Source organism: Peribacillus asahii (assembly GCF_003570725.1).
Classification (GTDB): domain Bacteria; phylum Bacillota; class Bacilli; order Bacillales; family DSM-1321; genus Peribacillus; species Peribacillus asahii.
On sequence record NZ_QWVS01000046.1, the window covers coordinates 1 to 19,512 of the forward strand.

At 37.2% G+C, this 19,512-nt stretch carries 14 protein-coding genes and 4 pseudogenes; 6 read left to right on the forward strand and 12 right to left on the reverse strand.

Features of this window, described 5'->3' with window-relative positions:
• Positions 1 to 240: 240 nt before the first annotated feature.
• The 3 genes from D1953_RS17930 to D1953_RS17940 form a co-directional block, all read right to left on the reverse strand.
• Entirely contained in the window at positions 241 to 1,446 is a 1,206-nt protein-coding gene (locus tag D1953_RS17930; RefSeq protein WP_119118536.1) for an acetyl-CoA C-acetyltransferase, read from the reverse strand.
• Positions 1,447 to 1,678: 232 nt separating this feature from the next.
• A complete protein-coding gene (phbB, locus tag D1953_RS17935; RefSeq protein ID WP_119118537.1) occupies positions 1,679 to 2,422 on the reverse strand; it encodes an acetoacetyl-CoA reductase in 744 nt (247 codons plus the stop codon).
• Between the two features lie 146 nt (positions 2,423 to 2,568).
• A complete protein-coding gene (locus D1953_RS17940; RefSeq protein ID WP_119118538.1) occupies positions 2,569 to 3,780 on the reverse strand; it encodes an acetate kinase in 1,212 nt (403 codons plus the stop codon).
• A 763-nt stretch (positions 3,781 to 4,543) separates the two neighbouring features.
• Here D1953_RS17940 and D1953_RS17945 point away from each other — a divergent pair.
• On the forward strand, positions 4,544 to 5,203 hold the full coding sequence (locus D1953_RS17945) for a LytR/AlgR family response regulator transcription factor (protein WP_119118539.1): 660 nt from the start codon (positions 4,544 to 4,546) through the stop codon (positions 5,201 to 5,203).
• A gap of 377 nt (positions 5,204 to 5,580) precedes the next feature.
• Positions 5,581 to 5,807 (forward strand): annotated as a pseudogene (locus tag D1953_RS17950) (IS4 family transposase); the annotation flags it as partial.
• Positions 5,808 to 5,874: 67 nt separating this feature from the next.
• On the opposite strand, the pseudogene D1953_RS17955 reads toward D1953_RS17950, so the two are convergent.
• Both D1953_RS17955 and D1953_RS17960 read right to left on the reverse strand, forming a co-directional pair.
• Positions 5,875 to 6,582: pseudogene (locus D1953_RS17955) on the reverse strand (IS6 family transposase).
• Between the two features lies 1 nt (position 6,583).
• On the reverse strand, positions 6,584 to 6,853 hold the full coding sequence (locus D1953_RS17960) for a hypothetical protein (RefSeq protein WP_425454288.1): 270 nt from the start codon (positions 6,851 to 6,853) through the stop codon (positions 6,584 to 6,586).
• Between the two features lie 145 nt (positions 6,854 to 6,998).
• On the opposite strand from D1953_RS17960, the gene D1953_RS22265 reads away from it, so the two are divergent.
• A complete protein-coding gene (locus D1953_RS22265) occupies positions 6,999 to 7,115 on the forward strand; it encodes a hypothetical protein (RefSeq protein ID WP_245980241.1) in 117 nt (38 codons plus the stop codon).
• A 345-nt stretch (positions 7,116 to 7,460) separates the two neighbouring features.
• Here D1953_RS22265 and D1953_RS17970 read toward each other — a convergent pair whose 3' ends face one another.
• From D1953_RS17970 to D1953_RS17980, 3 genes are read right to left on the reverse strand one after another with little or no spacing between them, the layout of a single operon-like run.
• On the reverse strand, positions 7,461 to 8,558 hold the full coding sequence (locus tag D1953_RS17970) for a GerAB/ArcD/ProY family transporter (protein WP_119118540.1): 1,098 nt from the start codon (positions 8,556 to 8,558) through the stop codon (positions 7,461 to 7,463).
• The gene (locus D1953_RS17975; protein WP_119118541.1) at positions 8,555 to 9,745 is read right to left on the reverse strand and encodes a Ger(x)C family spore germination protein; all 1,191 of its coding nucleotides are present in this window, start codon (positions 9,743 to 9,745) and stop codon (positions 8,555 to 8,557) included. The genes D1953_RS17970 and D1953_RS17975 overlap by 4 nt, the downstream gene beginning before the upstream one ends.
• A 20-nt stretch (positions 9,746 to 9,765) precedes the next feature.
• Entirely contained in the window at positions 9,766 to 11,325 is a 1,560-nt protein-coding gene (locus D1953_RS17980; protein WP_119118542.1) for a spore germination protein, read from the reverse strand.
• Positions 11,326 to 11,509: 184 nt separating this feature from the next.
• On the opposite strand from D1953_RS17980, the gene D1953_RS17985 reads away from it, so the two are divergent.
• From D1953_RS17985 to D1953_RS17995, 3 genes and pseudogenes are all read left to right on the forward strand, one after another.
• Positions 11,510 to 12,061, forward strand: coding sequence for an MFS transporter (locus D1953_RS17985; protein ID WP_119118543.1), 552 nt, complete (start codon positions 11,510 to 11,512; stop codon positions 12,059 to 12,061).
• A pseudogene (locus tag D1953_RS17990) lies at positions 12,058 to 12,678 on the forward strand (DMT family transporter); the annotation flags it as partial. The gene D1953_RS17985 and the pseudogene D1953_RS17990, both read left to right, overlap by 4 nt.
• 860 nt (positions 12,679 to 13,538) lie before the next feature.
• Positions 13,539 to 13,661, forward strand: a pseudogene (locus D1953_RS17995) (IS110 family transposase); the annotation flags it as partial.
• A 117-nt stretch (positions 13,662 to 13,778) separates the two neighbouring features.
• On the opposite strand, the gene D1953_RS18000 reads toward D1953_RS17995, so the two are convergent.
• The 4 genes from D1953_RS18000 to D1953_RS18015 all read right to left on the reverse strand — a co-directional run bounded on the left by D1953_RS18000 (position 13,779) and on the right by D1953_RS18015 (position 19,231).
• Positions 13,779 to 14,984, reverse strand: coding sequence for an iron-containing alcohol dehydrogenase (locus D1953_RS18000; RefSeq protein WP_119118545.1), 1,206 nt, complete (start codon positions 14,982 to 14,984; stop codon positions 13,779 to 13,781).
• Positions 14,985 to 14,998: 14 nt separating this feature from the next.
• Positions 14,999 to 16,420 carry an aldehyde dehydrogenase family protein gene (locus D1953_RS18005; RefSeq protein WP_119118546.1) on the reverse strand — a complete coding sequence of 474 codons (1,422 nt, stop codon included), beginning with the start codon at positions 16,418 to 16,420 and terminating at the stop codon, positions 14,999 to 15,001.
• Positions 16,421 to 17,830, reverse strand: a complete 1,410-nt coding sequence (locus tag D1953_RS18010; protein ID WP_119118547.1) for a hypothetical protein — start codon at positions 17,828 to 17,830, stop codon at positions 16,421 to 16,423. It lies immediately after the preceding gene.
• Between the two features lie 402 nt (positions 17,831 to 18,232).
• Complete coding sequence (locus tag D1953_RS18015) at positions 18,233 to 19,231, reverse strand: LacI family DNA-binding transcriptional regulator (protein ID WP_119118548.1); 999 nt, start codon at positions 19,229 to 19,231, stop codon at positions 18,233 to 18,235.
• Positions 19,232 to 19,512 lie beyond the last annotated feature (281 nt).

Here is a 19,512-nt window from a genome sequence, read left to right on the forward strand (position 1 = left end):
AATAGCCGATAAAGCAATTAACCATCTGTTTTTCGTCATATTCTTCCCCTTTTTCAGTAAAAAAACATGTAGAACGACCCATCTGATATACTTGGTTATAGAGTTTATGCCATATTGACATATGCACTGGATATGGAGGGGGTAATGGGATACCCCTAATCTTGAAAACTGTTCAAAACATAAATGGACTACGAACGTTTAGTCATCCAGAATCTCACTGGCATTAGCCAGCTTGCCTGTTTATAGGTGGGAGTCTCCATTAAAGCGTTCAACCACCGTTGCAATACCTTGACCTCCACCAATACATAATGTTGCTAATCCGTAACGTTCATCTCTTCGCTTTAATTCATGCAATAACGAAACCAATATACGCGTTCCACTGGCACCAATTGGGTGACCTAGAGCAATTGCTCCACCATTCACATTTAAAATTTCGTCATTAAAATTTAATTCTTTTCCAACGGCTACTGACTGTGCAGCAAAAGCTTCGTTTGCTTCAATAAGATTTATGTCTTCAAGGGATAGACCTGCTATTTCCAATGCTTTTTTAGTAGCTGGGACAGGACCAATCCCCATAATGCTTGGATCAACACCAGCACTAGCATTCGCACGAATAGTGGCTAGTGGCTTAATTCCCAATTCATCCGCTTTCTGCTTACTCATTACAACAACAGCGGCAGCTCCATCATTAATGCCTGAAGCATTGGCAGCCGTTACGATACCATCTTTTTTGAAGGCTGGCCGTAATTTTTCCAGTGTTTCCATGCTTGTTCCAGGTTTAGGAAACTCATCCTTTGTAAAAACTATAGCATCTCCTTTTCTTTGCGGAATGACAACAGGAACAATTTCATCTTCAAAACGACCAGACTCAATTGCTACAAACGCTCTATGTTGACTTCGAACAGCGAATTGATCTAGTTCTTCCCTTGTCAGCTCGTATTTTTCACAAAGGTTTTCTGCAGTAACTCCCATATGATAATCGTTAAATGCACACCATAAGCCATCTTGAATCATACTATCAATTGCCTTTTGATCTCCCAAGCGAAATCCTGAACGGGCATTGTTTAACAAATAGGGCGCTTGGCTCATGTTCTCCATACCGCCTGCAACAACAATGTCAGCACCTCCAGCTAAAATGGACTGTGCAGCCAAATGAACTGCTTTTAATCCCGAGCCACACACTTGATTAACCGTAAATGCCGGCACCTCCTGAGGAATACCCGCGTGAATTGAAGCTTGTCGAGCAGGATTTTGACCTGCTCCAGCTTGAAGAACGTTTCCCATAATCACTTCATTTATTTGTTCTGGGTTAATTCCAGCCTTTTCTAGTGCAGATTGAATAACAAGAGCACCTAGTTTTGGTGCTGAAATATTTTTTAAACTTCCATTGAAATTTCCGATTGGCGTACGAACCGCACTAACTATAACTATTTCTTGTTTCGACATTTTAATCGTCTCCCTAAAATAAGATTTATTATATAAATTTAGGCTTAAAACCTCGCTACTTTCAGGATTGTAGATGTAAGCACATTTTCAAAGTTGGAGAGGGGGGAAGAACTCCCCGATTAACTCCTTTTCACATCTTATGGTGGATGATCCACATCACCAATGTTAAATTAATTTTTTCCCTCGCCGGAAATCACTTTGTAAGCTAACCACTGACTTAGCCTCTATGAATCTACATATATATTCCACCGTTAATATTTAACTGTTGCCCTGTAATATAATCACCGTCTTGGCATAGATAAATGATTCCGCGGGCAATTTCTTCTGGCTGGCCTAAGCGACGTTGTGGAACTTTAGAAATAAGTTTTTCACGGATATCTTCCGGAATTTCTTTAACCATCTCTGTTTCAATATATCCTGGACAAATTGCGTTAACGGTTACACTGCTTTTTGCAAGCTCAAGCGCCAATGATTTTGTGTAACCAATCAATCCTGCTTTAGCTGCAGCATAGTTTGTTTGCCCAAAACCACCAAACTGTCCGATAATAGAGGAAATGTTAATGATTCGTCCTGCATCAGATTCTAGAAGGTGAGGTAAGGCAGCTGATGATGTATTGTAAACACTGTTTAAATTCACATCAATGACTGTGCGCCAGTCTTCCTCACTGAGTTTTTTAAAGGTTTTGTCTCTTGTAATTCCTGCATTATTTATAAGAATGTCTAATCGACCGAAATGATTAATCGTTTCTTCTACTAGTTTTCTAGATTGTTCTAAATTTGAAACATCTGCTTGCACCGCGTATACTTCACTACCTGCTTCTTTAAGTTCTGCGATAAGCTTTTCTGCGGAACCTACGCTACTGTTATAGTTTACTACGACTTTTACACCATGCTTAGCCAACTCTCTTGTAATTGCTTGTCCAATTCCCTTTGCCCCGCCTGTTACAATCGCTACTTTTTCGTTTAAATTTACCATCAATATACACTCCTTATATGTATAATTTTTTAAAAAACATTCCGAAGAGCTTTATCTAAAAATTGTAAACATGTAACTTTTCAGTCTTTTTTATACATTAAATAATTCTTTCTTCATGTTCAAAATTTCATCCTAAAACAAGATTTTTATGCTCTAACAAACTGACTTTTGTGAGGTGTTAAGCGAACGGTATCTCTTGCAATCATGACTTCTTCATTTGTCGGAATGACCAACACTTTGACCGGTGAATGCCGATAACTAATGAACACTTGGTTATCCTGGACATTATTAAAGGATGGATTCCAATACACGCCTAAAAACTCCAGACCTTCTAGAACACGAGCCCGAATGACGTCACTATTTTCGCCGATACCTGCCGTAAAAATGATCGCATCGAGTCCATTCATTTGTATCGCGTACATCCCGATATATTTACGAATTCTCTCAGCAAACACTTGAATCGCCAGTTCTGCTCGTTTGTTTCCTTTTTCTGCTTCTTCCTGAATATCGCGAAGATCACTTGAGAAACCGGATATCCCGAGTAATCCGCTTTTCTTATTTAACATGTCGACCACTTCATCTACGGTCTGACCTGTTTTCTGTATGATATAGGAGATGAGTGCTGGATCAATATTTCCGGAACGAGTTCCCATCGTCAGTCCAGCCAGCGGTGTGAATCCCATTGATGTGTCAATCGATTGGCCACCGTTAATCGCCGTAATGCTAGCGCCATTTCCGAGGTGGCAAGAAACGAGACGAAGCTTCTCAATCGGACGCTTCAACAATTCTGCGCAACGTTGTGATACATATTGATGACTTGTCCCATGGAATCCATATTTACGTATACCATATTGTTGATAATAGTCGTACGGCAAACTGTAAAGAAAGGCTGGCTCAGGCATTGTTTGATGAAAAGCGGTATCAAACACGGCTACAGAAGGGACATTAGGCAATAGATGCAAAAATGCTTTAATACCGATAAGATTAACTGGATTGTGAAGGGGAGCGAGCTCCGAAACTTCCTCAATCCCTCTCAATACTTCGGGGGTGATCAGCACAGATTCACTAAATGTTTCGCCACCATGCACAACACGGTGACCGATTCCATCAATTTCATCAAATGATGAAATAATCCCTAAACTAAGCAACTTGTTCAAAAGAATTTTTACGGCCTCTTGATGATTAGCAATCTCTTGAACGACTTTTACTTTTTTACCACAAGCCTCAATCGTAAATACTGAATCTTTTAAACCGATGCGCTCTACCACACCCTTTGTGATATTTACTTCTTCCGGCATCTCTAACAGTTGAAATTTCAATGAGGAACTTCCGGCGTTGATTGCAAAAATTTTGGCCATTCAATCATCTCCATATAATGTAGTCCACCCTAACTATCCACATGTAATCGAAGACACGCTAAAGTTTTATTAAAATCAAGTCGCCTTCTGTATTGAACATGTTGGAAATATCAATTGCCCCTTACACCTTCTTTACTGAAGCAATACTTGGTTATGTGCAATTATGTTACTCTTCCGTAATCCAGTCACAGTTGACACAAACGATTGGACGAATTTCTTTATGATCGTTTGTATGATTTAAGTTCCATTTTTCTTATATCTCTTTGATATGTTTGATTCGATTCATTTCTCATAACATCCTCCTATTAATTTCTCCATCTTACCTACTCTGTTTTGAAATGATTTTTCAAATTGAAAACGCTTAAATAATTAGGAAAGTATATTCCTGCTCCACCTTTTAGGTAGACTTTTACAAAAAAGTCCCTCCTTTCAAACGAAATTGTTTGAAAAGATTAACTTCCTCCTTCCCAAACAACTCGTATAACAACTTTTATCTTTTACAACTTTATAACATTTTTGGTTTTTTTGTCCTGTCTTTCGGATATAACGTGCTATGTTCTGATGAAAAGGGATAATGAGGGACGAATTAAAATTGAAAAAATAATTAACGAAATATAAAAAAATTTAAAATATTGCAGGGTGACAAATATTAGTTTGGTGTTTATAATTGCGCCAAACATTGTTTACAATTTTCCAAACATTGTTTACAATTGTACCAAACATTGTTTACAATTATGCCAAATATAGAGAAGGGAGCATAAACATGGAAAACTTAGTTGTTTGTCAAATAACAAAATTGATTGAGGATTGGATTCCTAAAGAGGCGTCTGTAGCGATTGCAGTCGACAATAAATATTTAGATTATTATGCTGGCCTTCACGACATTGAAATTCGTCCCGGACAGCCAATCCCTACAGGAAGCATTTCAGAACGCGTTTTCCACCGACAGGGCCGAGTTGAGACTTTTATAGATGACTCTGTATTCGGAATTTCCTATTACGGTATAGGTTATCCCGTAATAGGACGGGAAGGAAATGCGGGGGTACTAACGGTGATTCTACCACCTAGATATTCATTAAAGAAACAAACACCTCTTTCTTTTTTAATCGGAAAACAAGGAGAATTTTGGACTCCAATCCCTGTTGATCAAATAACTCATATTGAAGGCAATCAAAAAAAGACATGGTTTTATACTACTGCTGGTCAGTATACTACCAATTACACTCTTAAGTATCTCGAAGAAAAGCTGCCAGACTCTTTTCTCCGTATTCATCGTTCATATATCGTAAATCTCTCTTTTATTAATCAGATTTATCGTGATATACATTCTAACTTAAAAGTTAAACTTAAAAGCCCTGAATTCAGCGCTTTGACGATTAGTCAAACCTATATACCTCGTGTACGGCAGACTCTTGGATTTTAACCCTGTCAGGAAATAGAGGGCTTACAAATATATAGTTGGTAGCAAGGTTTGAATAAATTTCTAAACAAACCTGATATGAATGAAATAGCACTAGGTGACCTCAGTTGCTTTTTCGTAATAACGATTGTATTACTGTGTTAAACCGAGTTTGTACATCAATTGAGTTCCACCTACGGGAAACATTATCCCAGAATGATTTTTGTAGAAAAATATATGTAAGTATTTATGCTAAAAGAAAGACAAAAGGAAGAAACTAAGTGAATAATTAATTGCTTTATTAGTTCTTTAATACAAGGGATACCACTACACGCCATTAAGATAAAATGAAAAAAACGCTATTCTTTCAGTAAAATACTCGAAAAGGAAGGCGTTTTTTTATGGACCTCTCTCTTTCTGAAGAATTACATCTATTCTCACAAGAATTACAACGCTTTCTATCCCCCATCTTCCTACAAAAAATCGCTAAACAGGTCGGTTTTGTGTAGCAAACAGATGAACTCATCGCCCTTTGCGTTTGGCTCAGCCAAGAGAAGTTGTCAGTACATCCCTTACGCGACTATGTGGTCGGTTAGAGGCTTCGACCGGCGTACTTATGAGTCAAGAGAGTTCTGGTGCAAAGATTGCACTTATTGGAAACGGGTATATATAAATCCCCTTAATGGAATCTATTCTTATGAAACCATTCCAAATAGTTGATGAATGAACTTCACTTGATTTTGGACAGACTTGTCCCGTAAAGCAAGTTGTCCTTTTTTAATGATATGCATCGCTTCTATTCCCGAAAGAATAGATGTAACTGTCCGAAAAGATTTCAATCCTAACATCGAACGAACTCTCTTTTTAATAAAACGATGATCTTGTTCCACAATATTATTAAGATATTTTACCTGCCGTATTTGGATACCTACGGGCATCTTTTTCTCTTTCTTCAACTCTTCAATCGCCATAGGATAGGCTGGGTTCTTGTCTACTGTAATGACCCGAGGCTTAGAGACATGAAAAGACCGCAACGCTTTCTTGAAAAAGCGCTTTGCAGCCTTATGATTTCTTGTTTTGCTTAAATAAAAATCAATCGTATTTCCTTCTGAATCAACGGCACGATATAGGTACATCCATTGACTTTTGACTTTCGCATACGTCTCATCAACCCGCCAAGAATCATTGGTTGGCTTAAGATGACGCCGTACTCGCTCATCTAATTCAGGACCATACTGATGAACCCAGCGCATGATGGTTGTATGAGCAATAGATAGTCCGCGTTCTTCCATCATTTCGACTAAATCACGAAAACTGAGGTTGTACCGTAGATACCATCTTACGGTTAATAAAATAATATCAGGCTGATAATGTTTCCACTTGAATAGATTTTACTTTTTCATACTAATCACGCCCCTTTTTTAGAGTAATAGTATCAGTATGTCCAAGATTTAGAGATTCATTGCCATTGTCTTGAAGTTTTTGCACCAGAACCGTTCCCGGTGTCTTTGAACCTTTGTTGTTTTTTATCGTGCGGTAGGCTAACAAGATGTTTTCTCTAGATGTGATAATATCGTATAAAAATCTAAAAGATTCTCCCTTATTGGCACTATCATACAAGTCCGTAAAGGTTTCTGTCATTCCGTAGTAATCCCAATACCTTATCGCTTGCACTGTGGCACCCTCCTCTTCGAGGTGATGTTCCCACGTTCTTACCCGATCGGTGCAACTCACTTTTGAAAAATAATCGTTAACTCTAGTTGTTCCTTTTGTTATAGCCCTGCCAAGTGTGATCGTTATAGTGATCGCTGGACTAGCCATGCTAGGTGTTCTCATCAATTCACTAAAAACAGCTTTTTCTGATAGTAAGTTTCAAATGGGTGCCTTTTTTGCCTTAATTATTGGGAATGTCAGGTGTGAACTTTTTCAATATTAGCGCTCCACTGTGGATAATTCTTGGAAGTTTACTAGTTTCATCTCTGATTGAAAAGGAACATTTTTCTTCAAAGTCGAAGGTAGAAAAAGCGAAGAATTCAAAAGAAGAAATAATTGCTTGGAATGATCTAACTAGTAGATCAAACTCTTAAAGATTATTTATATCATCATTATATACTAGTCATCATGTTATTCTATTTTTCTTATTGGCAGTGGACAATAAGAAAGCAAGTGTAAAATAGGCTCCATCTGATAAACAGGTGGGGCCTATTTTACGCTTACTTATAAATCTACATTTCTCTTCTCCAACAGGAATCATTCCATCTCACGATTTATAACTGCATTATTACTCATCAATTTGTTTTGAATTTTTACGAATAACTCCAACCCCCCAAAGGAGCAAGGGAATACCTATCATATTTATGGGGAGAACAAATGGAAGCCAATATTTTTCAAGATAAGAAACAGACGCTACGTTATTATTAGGATAAATCAAAGAAAGTACTATTGAAGCTATTGCTACAAACCAAATAACCTTTCGCCAATCCTTTATATTTAGCCATTGAGCTATCCCATAACTAGATACGAATAGATAAATGGACAATTTTATAAATATACTGAAGATCCATATAACAGTCACAATTATTTCTATATTTTGTAGGAATTGCATAAGCGATATGTATCTCGCCATCTCAAAAAATGGATACCATAGTCTTGAAGACAAATTTGCTCCAAATACCATTAGAATTTCTAGCGTTGAAATAGTCACTAAAATAGCTACAACGCCTACACCCCATACAGCCCAAGTTACTCCTTTTTTCGGTTCTTCTGTAAAAGAGAGTAGCATCATTATTAAAACCGACTCACCATAAAACGATACAGGCGTTAAACCTCCTTGTAAAATAGATTTTAATCCTGAGTCAGTATAAACGGGTAGAATCTTATCCCATTCTATATTATTAAGATTAAGGAACAAAGTAATAATAACCATTAAAAATATCAACGGGCCCATGATTTCACTACACCGCCCAATGCCTTCAATCCCCCCTATGCAATTCACATAAATTACTAAAAGTAATAAAAGGACAATTAAAATAAACAATGGGGTTCTTGTAAATAAAGTCATTTGGATTATTTCTGATGATTGACGAAAAATAACTCCGATCACAGAAAGCCAATGGATAAAATATGGAATCACTATTATTCTCCCTAACCATTTCCCTAATATGATTTGACTATACTGAATGAATGTTTGGTTAGGATAGAGAAGACTTAGTTTTCCTGCAGCAAAGGTGATTCCTATTCCTGCCAACCCAGCAAAAACAAATGAGATCCAAGCGTCCTGCTTTGCTTCCTCAATAGCAGGTGATTGTGTCAGTAACAAAACCATTCCAATTTCTAGAGATGCAATCATCCAAAATATTTGATACTTGGAAATTTTCATTTCTGAATCTCACTTTCTTTCAAATGTAATGGAGAACCAGTTACCCCAGTTCGCTCAATATGTATGTCCACTTTAACTGTAATATCTGCATCTGAGAATTTCTTGCTCCAATACTTTTTCCATATTTTCCATTTTCGAGGGTATTTCTTATGAACGGATTGTCCAAAACCCAAAATATCTGTTTTATATTCTTTTTGAACTTTTGTAATGGTACTTATCATATGATTTTGCAAATTCTTATTAAATGAACGTTCTATTATTTGAAGATTCTTCGGCTGCTTTAGGTCTAATTCTGTATTATTTTCACGAACCACCCCTGTTCCGGAAAGCGTTATATGAAATTCCACTCGATCATTTTGTATAATGGGTTGGATCTTACTTTTAAAATTCATACCCAGAATACCTACATTTCCTTCTTCTCTTAATAAATTTGTGGTTAATTTATGAGTATTTAACTTGTTAATAATCCACAATCTATCAACTGCCTCCCGATAGGATAAAAATCCAACCAACTCAAGATCCTGATTGAAAATAGCTCTCCCACCAATCCGGAAGGTCTCGGTATCCTTTTCTTTCTCCTGGTTCCCTTCTTTTTTAGAACTAATAATTTCAAGAATCGGTAATGTCGGACTAATTCCCTCTGAACTCGCATCTTCCAAAAAATCCTTAAACGTAGTGCTTTCTGGTCCTGCTGTACTTTGGAACATTTTCATTGCAGCAGTAGAAGGCATATCTTCCATCTTGTACGGTACCTCCAGCAAATCCAATGCATCACCGTTTTTTAAAACAAAAAAGTTCGTTCGTATGGGAAGTTCAGGCTCCCGACTGTATATATCAAGGATGTTCGATATTCCATTTCTGGCTAAGCGTTCCCCAATTACAATGACCTTCTGATGACTTGAGAAAACTTTCCTTGAGAGCTTTCTTTGCAAATTCTGAGTTACATCCAAAAGACTTTTCCCTGTCGCTGTTTCAACTATGTATCCTTTGCCTTGACCACTACTTCTCTCACCAACTTCCCCTGGAACAACAATCTGAGCACTGCCAATATAATCTCCATCTTCATTTTGGTCGAAACCCCACCCCAATATGATCGCCTGATTGTTTATTTCTCTTTCATCCCAGCATCCGGTAGTTAAAAACATACAAACTAGTATAATAAGACATATTTTTAATTTTTTGATCATCTCATCATTCGTTCCTTCCTTCAGGTTTTCGTCCGTCGCCCTTCAGGAATACGGGTTTTATCTTGACCAGCTACCTTTATAGGTCGGCGATGCATACTCCATCTAGGTGCTCGTACCAAAACATCCTTTAGATATTTTGGATTTTGCGGGGCAATCGGACTTAAATAGGGAACCCCAAAGGATTGAAGATGAACAAGATGAATAAGGATGGCAACTATTCCCAGAATGACTCCATAGAGACCAAACAGTCCTGCTAGGATAAGTATAGGAAAGCGAAGGAGCCTGTATGCAGTGCCGAAATTATATCGCGGTACTGCGAATGATGCTATTCCTGTGGCTGCTACCACAATAACCATGGGAGCAGAGATAATACCAGCTTCTACAGCAGCTTCCCCTATAACAAGCGCTCCTACAATACTAACAGCTGAACCAATTGACTTTGGAAGCCGTATCCCAGCTTCACGTAAAGCTTCGAACATCAGCTCCATCATAAAAGCTTCAAACAACAGCGGAAATGGGACATCCTCTCGTGCAGATGCTATACTTATTAACAAATTTGTTGGAATTAACTGTGGGTGAAAAGTTGTTACTGCAACGTATATAGAGGGAAGCAGTAATGAAATATTGAATAAAATATAGCGAATCCAGCGAATAAAGGTTACATAAATAAACCGTTCATAGTAGTCTTCAGCGGCCTGCAACCCCGACCAAAAGGTCATGGGAACAATCAGAACAAATGGAGTATTGTCCACAAATATGGATACCTTCCCTTCCAGTAAACTACCGCAAACGATATCAGGGCGTTCGGTGTTTTGAATCTGCGGAAATGGAGAAAAGGGAAAATCTTCAACAAACTCTTCAATATAACCAGTCTCGATAACTCCATCAATTTCAATCGACTCGAGTCTCTTTCGTACTTCCTCAATAACAGAATCACTTGCAATTTTTTCAATATATACAACTGCTACATCCGTTTTTGAAAGTTTACCAATTGTAAATGACTCTATCTTCAATCTAGGGCTCCTAATTCGTTTTCGGATTAAGCTTGTATTCACACGTAATGTTTCTGTAAACCCGTCTCTTGGACCACGTATGACGGTTTCGGAGGAAGGCTCTTCAATTGACCGTTTTTCAAAACCTTTTAAATCTGCAAGTAAAGCAGTTGTTTCTCCCTCGACTAGAACGGCGACATTTGCCGTTAATATCCCATTAATTAATTCATTTACATTCTTGGTTGATTTTATTTGAGCAACCGCACGAAGCTGATTTGCAACAAATTCTTCAAATATAAATACTTCACATTTTTTTTCAGATGTCCTAACAGGATTTAACATCATCTCATCGAGAGATTTTGTGTCACATAAACCATCAATATAAACAAAAAGTAATTTTGTTTTATTGTTTATAGGTACAACACGAAACACAACATCAGAACATTGTTGAAAAATATCTCGCAAAAAACATTCATTGGCCGAAAGGTCTGAACTTATTAATTTATCTGGTTCTTCATTAGAAAAAGAATCAATCATTTCTGAAAGCTTAAATTTTTTTCTTTTTCTTAAGTTCAGAAGTAATTTCATGACCAGTCATCTCCTCTCGCAGTATAGTTTTCCAGAAAAGAGATGAATTATTCTAGTTTGATTTCCAACATCCAAAATATGGATAATCAAGAGTGGGCGGTTCCGTATTTTCTGAAGAAGGACTTTTTATTTAACCGTTTGATGGTAAACGGCAAATAATCCCCACATGTATGTCAGATGGGGATTGAGTTTAGATAGCTGGTTAAAAGTAATACAAGAAACTGGCAAAATTGTTGACAAAGGTATCAGCCCTGCTAATGCAGGCTGGATACTATCATTGATGCAACTTGCTATTTTACCCATTACTTTTATTGTGCCAATCTTGGCTGGTGGTATGTCAAATCAACGTATTTTAGTTATTACGACATCAGTATTATATCTGTTCAGGATTTTCGGACTACTCTACGGAGGATATTTTATTCTTATTCTATCGGTAATTCTAATGGGCATCGCGGTGGGCAGTAGTTTTAGCCTATCCATGATGTTTTTCAGTCTTCGAACCAAGACGTCCCATCAATCAGCAGAATTATCAGGCATGGCACAGTCTATAGGATATCTTCTTGCAGCTATTGGTCCCGCTCTTTTTGGAATACTGCATGTCATCACGAAAGGCTGGACAGTACCTTTATCTATGATCATAATTGCGGCCATTCTACTCCTCATTTTAGGTCTAGGTGCAGGAAGGGACGCTTTTATTGGATTAGAAAAGACTGACAACAAGGAGGTTCAACAATGAAAAAACTTTCGCGAACCAGAACAGTATTGATTCTGTCTTTCCTTGTTATTGTGTGGGGGGTTAATTGGCCATTATCAAAACTGGCACTTGACTATATACCTCCCTTACTTTTTGCTGGAATAAGAACTGTTCTAGGTGGTATTGTATTGCTCATTTTTGCATTGCCAAGATATCAGCAATTAAGGCTAAGGGAAACTTGGCATTTATACTTAATTTCTGCTTTGCTTAACATCATTATTTTTTACGGGCTTCAAACTATTGGGTTAAGCTATATGCCAGCTAGACTCTTTTCAACTATAGTGTTTATCGAGCCGGTCTTACTTGGAATCTTTTCATGGCTTTGGCTTGGAGAAGCCATGTATGGATTAAAGGTCATTGGACTAATACTCGGTTTTGCCGGTGTTGCAATTATAAGCAGAGGTGGTTTTACCGGTGATATATCTGCTATTGGAATTTTCCTTGCACTTAAATCAGCAATTGGTTGGGGATTAGGAACAGTATTTGTGAAGAAAACAGGTAATTGTGTAGATTCCATATGGATGGTTACCATGCAGCTTCTCATGGGTGGGATCTTCTTATTATGTGTAGGTTCAAGCATTGAAAGCTGGTCAAGTATCGAATGAGGTATCTAATTTTAGATAATCATCCAATGCCTTATCGTCTTCTTCGTATTTCCACACTTGCTGTACTTTTTCTTCAAATGTTTCTAGACCCATTTCCTGAATTTCAATTATTTCTGAACAGGATTCAACGTAACCTAAAAAAGTACAAATTGAGTATATTACTATATTTTCAAAAGTTGTCTAAGTCACAATTAGTTGTTCAGGCCATACTCGAGGTGTCTATGCCAGGAGTAAGTTGTATGCTTACATCAAGTATAACAAACGTGCATTCGATATATCACAATTACTATTCGTAAAATGATTGTTATACGAATAGTTTAAGTAATTTAAAGTTTATTTTTTAACCACTCTCTCCTTTTCCTTTAGGAAATTCTGAGTGATGTTGCTTTAAAATAAAGTTTGATCAAAAATACCTCACAAATCCGTATTTTACGGTAAATAAGAAGAATCCATTTTGAAAAAAGAGGATCAAAATGGGTTCTTATCTAGCAGATTTAAGTTTCAGTTTTATAAAAAAGTTTGATCATTTTCCACCTGTGTTGCTCTATAATCGCGCCCGTGGGGCTAAGACCTCGTCCGCAAAATAGTTCGCCCCCTACTTGTAGAAACGAGGCCACTGAAAAAGTGGTTTCTTTGAACGATGAACAGAGATCTCCATCAATATACAGTAAATAAAAGAAGGCATTTATCTACATATAGTAGGTGATTGCTTTCTTATTTTTCAAAATAGACTTTTTCAGTGCCCTTGTAGAAAGGCTGGTTGGGACAATGATCTCGTATAACAAGCGAAGCTATGACACTATGAGGAGGATTTAGGGATTACCGGCATTTATATTTTTGAAGGAGGAATTTTAATGAATCCAGTCATCGGTCTAGATGTAGCAAAAGGTGAAAATCAGGTTCAAGCATACTTGGAAAGAAAGAAGCCCTACAAGAAAAGTTTCAAAGTAAAACATGACCTTGATGGGTTAGCTAGTACTCCTCAAGTTATTTAAAGTGATAACTGATTTCTCAAAAAAAATAGCAATGCAAATTAAACTGCACTGCTATTTTCGAAATCTCTTTATACCCTTCTCGACTGCTCAATAAAATCTTCAATTATGAGCTGCAATCTTACTATCTCCTAATTTTTCAACGACTACGCCGTCAAATGTAGCTTTATAAATTTTATAGATATCCTCTTTTAATAAAGGCATTGGACTACGAGCTAATATACGTTTTTGCTCAATCGCATCATTAGTTAAACTTTCAAGCGCATCCTCAGGAATGTTAAATCCTTTTAAAGTAGATGGAATGTTTACATCTTCTACTAATCGTTTTAACTCTGCTACACATCTATATGAAGCTTCTTCTTGTGAAAGATTTGCAGAGCTAAAGCCCATTGCATCGTAAATATCTTTCATTCGCTTTTCACAACTTTGGCGAATGTAGCCCATTACATAAGGAAGCAATACGGCATTTGAGTCACCGTGTGCAATGTGGAATTGGCCACCGATAGGGTAAGCTAACGCGTGAACACCAGCAACTCCAGCATTGAAGAATGCAAGACCTGCAAGGTAACTTCCATAGCTCATATCAGTACGAGCTTGTTTGTCTTGACCGTTCGATACAGCTGTGCGAATCGAGTTGCTGATTAGGCGAATTGCTTGCAATGCTAATGCATCAGAAACAACGCTCGCATTTTTAGAAATATAAGCTTCTACTGCATGTGTAAGTGCATCAACGCCTGTTGCAGCTGTTACTTTTGGAGGTAATGAAATCGTTAAAGCAGGATCGACAATCGCAACATCAGCTAATAAGTAGTCATGCGCTACAACATCTTTTGTCGTTTCTAGAGATAAAACGGAAATATTCGTCACCTCTGAACCGGTCCCTGAAGTTGTAGGGATTAAGATTTTAGGAAGACCTTTTTTCGTAATCTCTTTCGTACCAGTTAAGTTTAAGTAGTCTTCTACTTTACCTTCATGTGGAGCTAATACCCCTGCAAGCTTAGTTAAATCCAACGCACTACCTCCACCAACTCCAATAACCATGTCGAATTGATAGTCACGAGTGTAAGCAACCAATTTTTCTCCGATTGCTAGAGGTGGCTCAGGTACAACATCTGTATAAATTTCTGTTAAATAACCAGCTTCTTCAAGCGGATCCACAATTTTATTTGTTAATCCAATATCTTTTAAGAACGGGTCAGTTACTACAAGAATCTTGTTCACATTAAAGCGATTTACTTCATCCAAAAGGTGAGATAGAGAATCCCATCCAGTATAACTAATTGGTGTAAAGATAATTTTTTCAGACATTTTGGGGTCACTCCTTAAATTTGATTCCAAACGATAAGTTTCGTTTCAGTCATTTCATGGATTGCATATTTTAAACCTTCTTTACCCGTGCCACTTTCTTTTACGCCTCCGTACGGCATTTGATCTACACGGTAAGTTGGAATATCGTTAATCATGACACCGCCTACTTCAAACTCTTTTGAAGCTTTGAATGCTGTTTGAATGTCATTTGTGAAAACCCCTGCTTGTAGGCCATAATTTGAATCATTAATTGCCGCAATCCCTTCTTCAACAGAAGAAATCCTGTTTACAACTACAATTGGTGCAAAAACTTCCTGGCAAGATACTTTTAGAGTGGAGTCTACATTCGTTAAAATGGTTGGCAAGAGGACTCCATTTTCAATATTGCCACCTGTTACAATTTCAGCACCGTTTCGGACAGCTTCTTGTATCCAGCTAAGTGCCCGTTCTTGTTCATCAGGATTGATCATTGCAGAAATATCCGTTGTTTCTGCAAGGGGGCTTCCAATGACTAACTGCTTAGTAGCAGTTGTAAATTGTTCAATAAATTCATCGAATAATTCATTCATTACATAGGTACGTTGTAATGAAATGCAAACTTGACCTTGGTTTGAAAAAGCCCCAGTAACACATTTAGGAACGATTTGGGATAAATCAACATTTCTGTCGATAATTAAACCAGCGTTCGAGCCTAGTTCAAGAGCAACTTTTTTCAAGCCAGCTTTGTTGCGAATACCAATCCCAACAGAAGGACTTCCAGTAAATGTAATCATTTTCACTTTGTCGCTTGTAATCAATGCGTCACCAACGGTTCTACCACTACCTGTAATAACGTTAAAAGCACCTTTAGGTAAAGCCGTTTGATCAATTAATTCAGCTAAAAACAGTGCTGAAAGAGGTGTTTGCGATGCAGGCTTAAGAACGATTGTATTCCCGGCTGCAATCGCAGGTCCCACTTTATGTGCTACTAAGTTTTGCGGGAAGTTAAATGGTGTAATGGCTCCAATTACACCAAGTGGTTGCTCAATTGTGTAACCGAAGCGATTTGCTCCGTTTTTCGCAGCATCCATCGGAATCATTTCTCCAGTTAAACGTTTTGCTTCTTCAGCCGCAAATTTATAGGTTTCAATCGTACGATCTATTTCTCCCAATGCGAATTTCATTGGCTTTGCTGCTTCTAACGAGATAATTTCAGCTGCCTTTTGTCGATTTTCAATGAATAGTTGTGCAATATGTTCTAAAATCGCTGCACGTTCATAGGCAGTCAGTTCTGCCATTTGTTTTCTTGTGTTGTAGGCTATGTCAATTACTTGTTCTACTTCTTCACTTGTTGCTTGTGGAATTTGAGCGATTACTTCTTTAGAGTAAGGGGAGTGAAGATCTACAAATTTCTCTGTAGTCTTCCATTCACCGTGTACGTAATATTGCTTTTTCATTTAAATTACCTCTTTCATTTCTTCTTTTTTAGATGATTCCAAGGAATCTTTGACAAATGTATTATCAACTTCTCCTTTGAAGAAGTCTTTACCATAAATTAAGAAGCAAAGTAGGATTCCTACTGCAAATGCCCATGAAGCACCTTTGATTACAAGGAGAGCAGCTACAACACCAGCTATTCCTAAATCACGTTGACTTCGTGCCTGCATAACCCCAATTCGAACACTTACGTATCCTTGGACAAGCAAAGTCAAAGCTAAAGCTACGCCTAGAATCGGTTGAACTAAGCTTACGATAGGTAGTAATAATAATCCGGTATTTGTACCCCAACGGAAAGATCCAATTCCTCCAAAGAAGGAATTCATCGCTTTTTTTCCTTCTTTAAAGCGTTCAATAGCTACAACCTGCATCGCTGCCCACAGCGGACCGCACATGGTAATATCAGGCCCAATCATACTCATCAGTGAGTTTCTTCCACCAAAGATTAGATGTGCTCGGTTTGGATCGTAATCAACTTTTTCATCGGTTCTTACGGCATCAGATTCAGAGAGTAATACTTTTGTTTTAAGAACATCACCGAAAACTACTAGATAAGTAGCTAGCACTGCAGGGATGGCTTGTATGAAAAAAGACATAGCTGGAAATCCTAATCCGAAAACAGTATACTCTGCCCATAGGGTTGCAAAATCTGGTTTACTAAATCCCCATTGAATATCAGGCCATTTTGCTTCTCCAAATAGCGGAGCAACAATAATTGCGAGAAAAATCGCTGGAAGAATTCCGAGGTTTCCTAATAGCGTAAACAAAAATCCTTTATTCTTTTTTCTAATTTGTTCAAATGACTTTGAAAAAGTAAGGTAAAAGGCAAAACCAATACAGATTGTAATGGTGATTGGGAATGTGCCGAATTGACCACCTTCTCCAAATACGGAAACGATGGCTCCAATACCAGCTCCAAGAATAATTCCTGCTTTAATTGCATTTGGAACCATATAAACAACTTTACTTGCTAAACCAGTAATACCTAGAACGATTGATAAAATACCTAATGTTAACTGAAAGGCAATCAGTGCATAAACCCGATCGGGTCCCTCATCAAATTGAGTAACAAACAACACTATTAGAGGAACGGCGGGTGTAATCCATCCTGGAATAACAGGATCCCCCAGTATATGATGAAATAAATAAAGTAGCCCATTTAATACAACAACTGCTAAAGCAACCTCAAATGGCATGCCTAAATGTTGGGCTAATAGAGTAATAGCTCCTAAATCTACTGCACACATTAAGAGACCTTGAACATAGTCTGGCCACTCAAAACGGTAATGAATAAAAGGTAACCTAATTTTAAAAGGCCCCGCTGGCATGTATGGTGATTCTTCACCATGTAGACGATTTTTCCATTTCATAAAATAATTTCTCCCTTTTTTCGATTGTAAACCCTTACAAATTTAGTGAATATACATATCCCTATAGTATATCCTTAAATGAATACGTAACCATTTTTGAGAAAACGACAATAATTCTTGATATTCCTTTCCTTTATGGAGAAAGGTTGAAAGAAGTTTAAGCCATTATTGTATGTACGGTGATTCTCCACTGTGTGGACGATTTATCTATTTTGTAAAGTAATTTCCCTCCCTTTCAGTTGTAAGCCCTTACAAATCGTAGTGAATATACATATCCTTAAATGAATACGTAACCATTTTTAAGAAAACGACAATAATTCTTGATATTCCTTTCCTCTATGAGGAAAGGTTGAAAGAAGTTTGAGTTATTATTTAAAGATAAATCGTGTCACAAAAGAATGGTTACATATTCATTTTTCCAGTTGTTCTTCTATTAAATACTTTAACAGATTCAGTTATTTTAATGCAAGAATTTTTTTTATTTTCTATCATATTAATCAATTCACGAATCGCCAAGTGTCCTAAATTTTGCTCTAAGATACTACCAACAGTAGTTAATTGTATTAATCCATGCTGACTAAGGTCTACGTTATCAATCCCAATGATACTTAAGTCATCTGGTACTATTATATTCTCCCTAATGGCATCGTCTATCAAATTTAATGCTAGTGAATCTGCACCAGTACAAATGGCAGTTGGGCGATGCTCTAGTTTCATTAATCGTTGAAAAGCACGTGTAATATCTTGTTTTGAAGTATCAGTGTTGAAGATATATTGTTCGGACACTGGTACTTTATAATCTTTCATCGCTTGAAGAAATCCAAAATAACGATTGTTAAATGTGCTGACGGTTAATGGTCCACCAACCCATGCAATGGTTTTATGCCCTAGCTCAATTATATGTTTTGCAGATAAATATCCGGCTTCAAAATTGTCAATTTCCACAAAATTTTCATTATTTTTGTGTTTACGATTGTATGTAATGAATGGAATATCCATTTGTTTGAGCTTATCGAATATCGGATCATCAATCAAAATACATGATAAAATGATCCCATCCACTCTATTTTCAAAAGCAGCTGCATATGCTTCAATTAATTTTTGATCGTTTACGTATTGTACGTTTACACGGTACCCCATTTCATTAGCATAATTGATAATAGCGGATGTTGTATCGACAAAAAATGGATTGTCTAGTGGTCCGGATAAAAGGGCAATTGTATTCGTTTTATTTTGAACAAGTGATCGTGCATGTGCATTAGGTATATAGTTTAACTCGTTAATTACTTTCATAACTTTATCAAGAGTAGGTTTCTTAACTAATTCAGGTGTGTTTAATACACGTGAGACAGTCGTTTGGGATACGCCTGCGCGTTTTGCGACGTCTTTCGATGATACCAAGGCGCTACCTCCTTTTATGAAACATTATGTATATCTTTAAAAATTATATTACATATCTAGGTTCTGGTGCAAATTCTTGAAGAAAATATAAAAAAGCGAAAGATTTCTAGTGACCCCTGATCTTAAGCAACTAGTCCAAACAGTTGATCGATGAATTCTTTTTGATTTTGGACAGACTTCCCCCTTTGGAGAGTCTGTCCTTTTTTAGAGTAATAGTATCAGTATGTCCAAGTTTGGAAGATTACTTGCATCTGTTTTGACATTTTTGCACCAGAACCTTT

What these genes read in the sequence shown, in the direction of transcription:
- D1953_RS17930 (WP_119118536.1), bottom strand. Translation starts at nt 1,446, where the DNA reads ATGTCGAAACAAGAAATAGTTATAGTTAGTGCGGTTCGTACGCCAATC.
- phbB (WP_119118537.1), bottom strand. Translation starts at nt 2,422, where the DNA reads ATGGTAAATTTAAACGAAAAAGTAGCGATTGTAACAGGCGGGGCAAAG.
- D1953_RS17940 (WP_119118538.1), bottom strand. Translation starts at nt 3,780, where the DNA reads ATGGCCAAAATTTTTGCAATCAACGCCGGAAGTTCCTCATTGAAATTT.
- D1953_RS17945 (WP_119118539.1), top strand. Translation starts at nt 4,544, where the DNA reads ATGGAAAACTTAGTTGTTTGTCAAATAACAAAATTGATTGAGGATTGG.
- D1953_RS22265 (WP_245980241.1), top strand. Translation starts at nt 6,999, where the DNA reads ATGCTAGGTGTTCTCATCAATTCACTAAAAACAGCTTTTTCTGATAGT.
- D1953_RS17970 (WP_119118540.1), bottom strand. Translation starts at nt 8,558, where the DNA reads ATGAAAATTTCCAAGTATCAAATATTTTGGATGATTGCATCTCTAGAA.
- D1953_RS17975 (WP_119118541.1), bottom strand. Translation starts at nt 9,745, where the DNA reads ATGATCAAAAAATTAAAAATATGTCTTATTATACTAGTTTGTATGTTT.
- D1953_RS17980 (WP_119118542.1), bottom strand. Translation starts at nt 11,325, where the DNA reads ATGAAATTACTTCTGAACTTAAGAAAAAGAAAAAAATTTAAGCTTTCA.
- D1953_RS18000 (WP_119118545.1), bottom strand. Translation starts at nt 14,984, where the DNA reads ATGTCTGAAAAAATTATCTTTACACCAATTAGTTATACTGGATGGGAT.
- D1953_RS18005 (WP_119118546.1), bottom strand. Translation starts at nt 16,420, where the DNA reads ATGAAAAAGCAATATTACGTACACGGTGAATGGAAGACTACAGAGAAA.
- D1953_RS18010 (WP_119118547.1), bottom strand. Translation starts at nt 17,830, where the DNA reads ATGAAATGGAAAAATCGTCTACATGGTGAAGAATCACCATACATGCCA.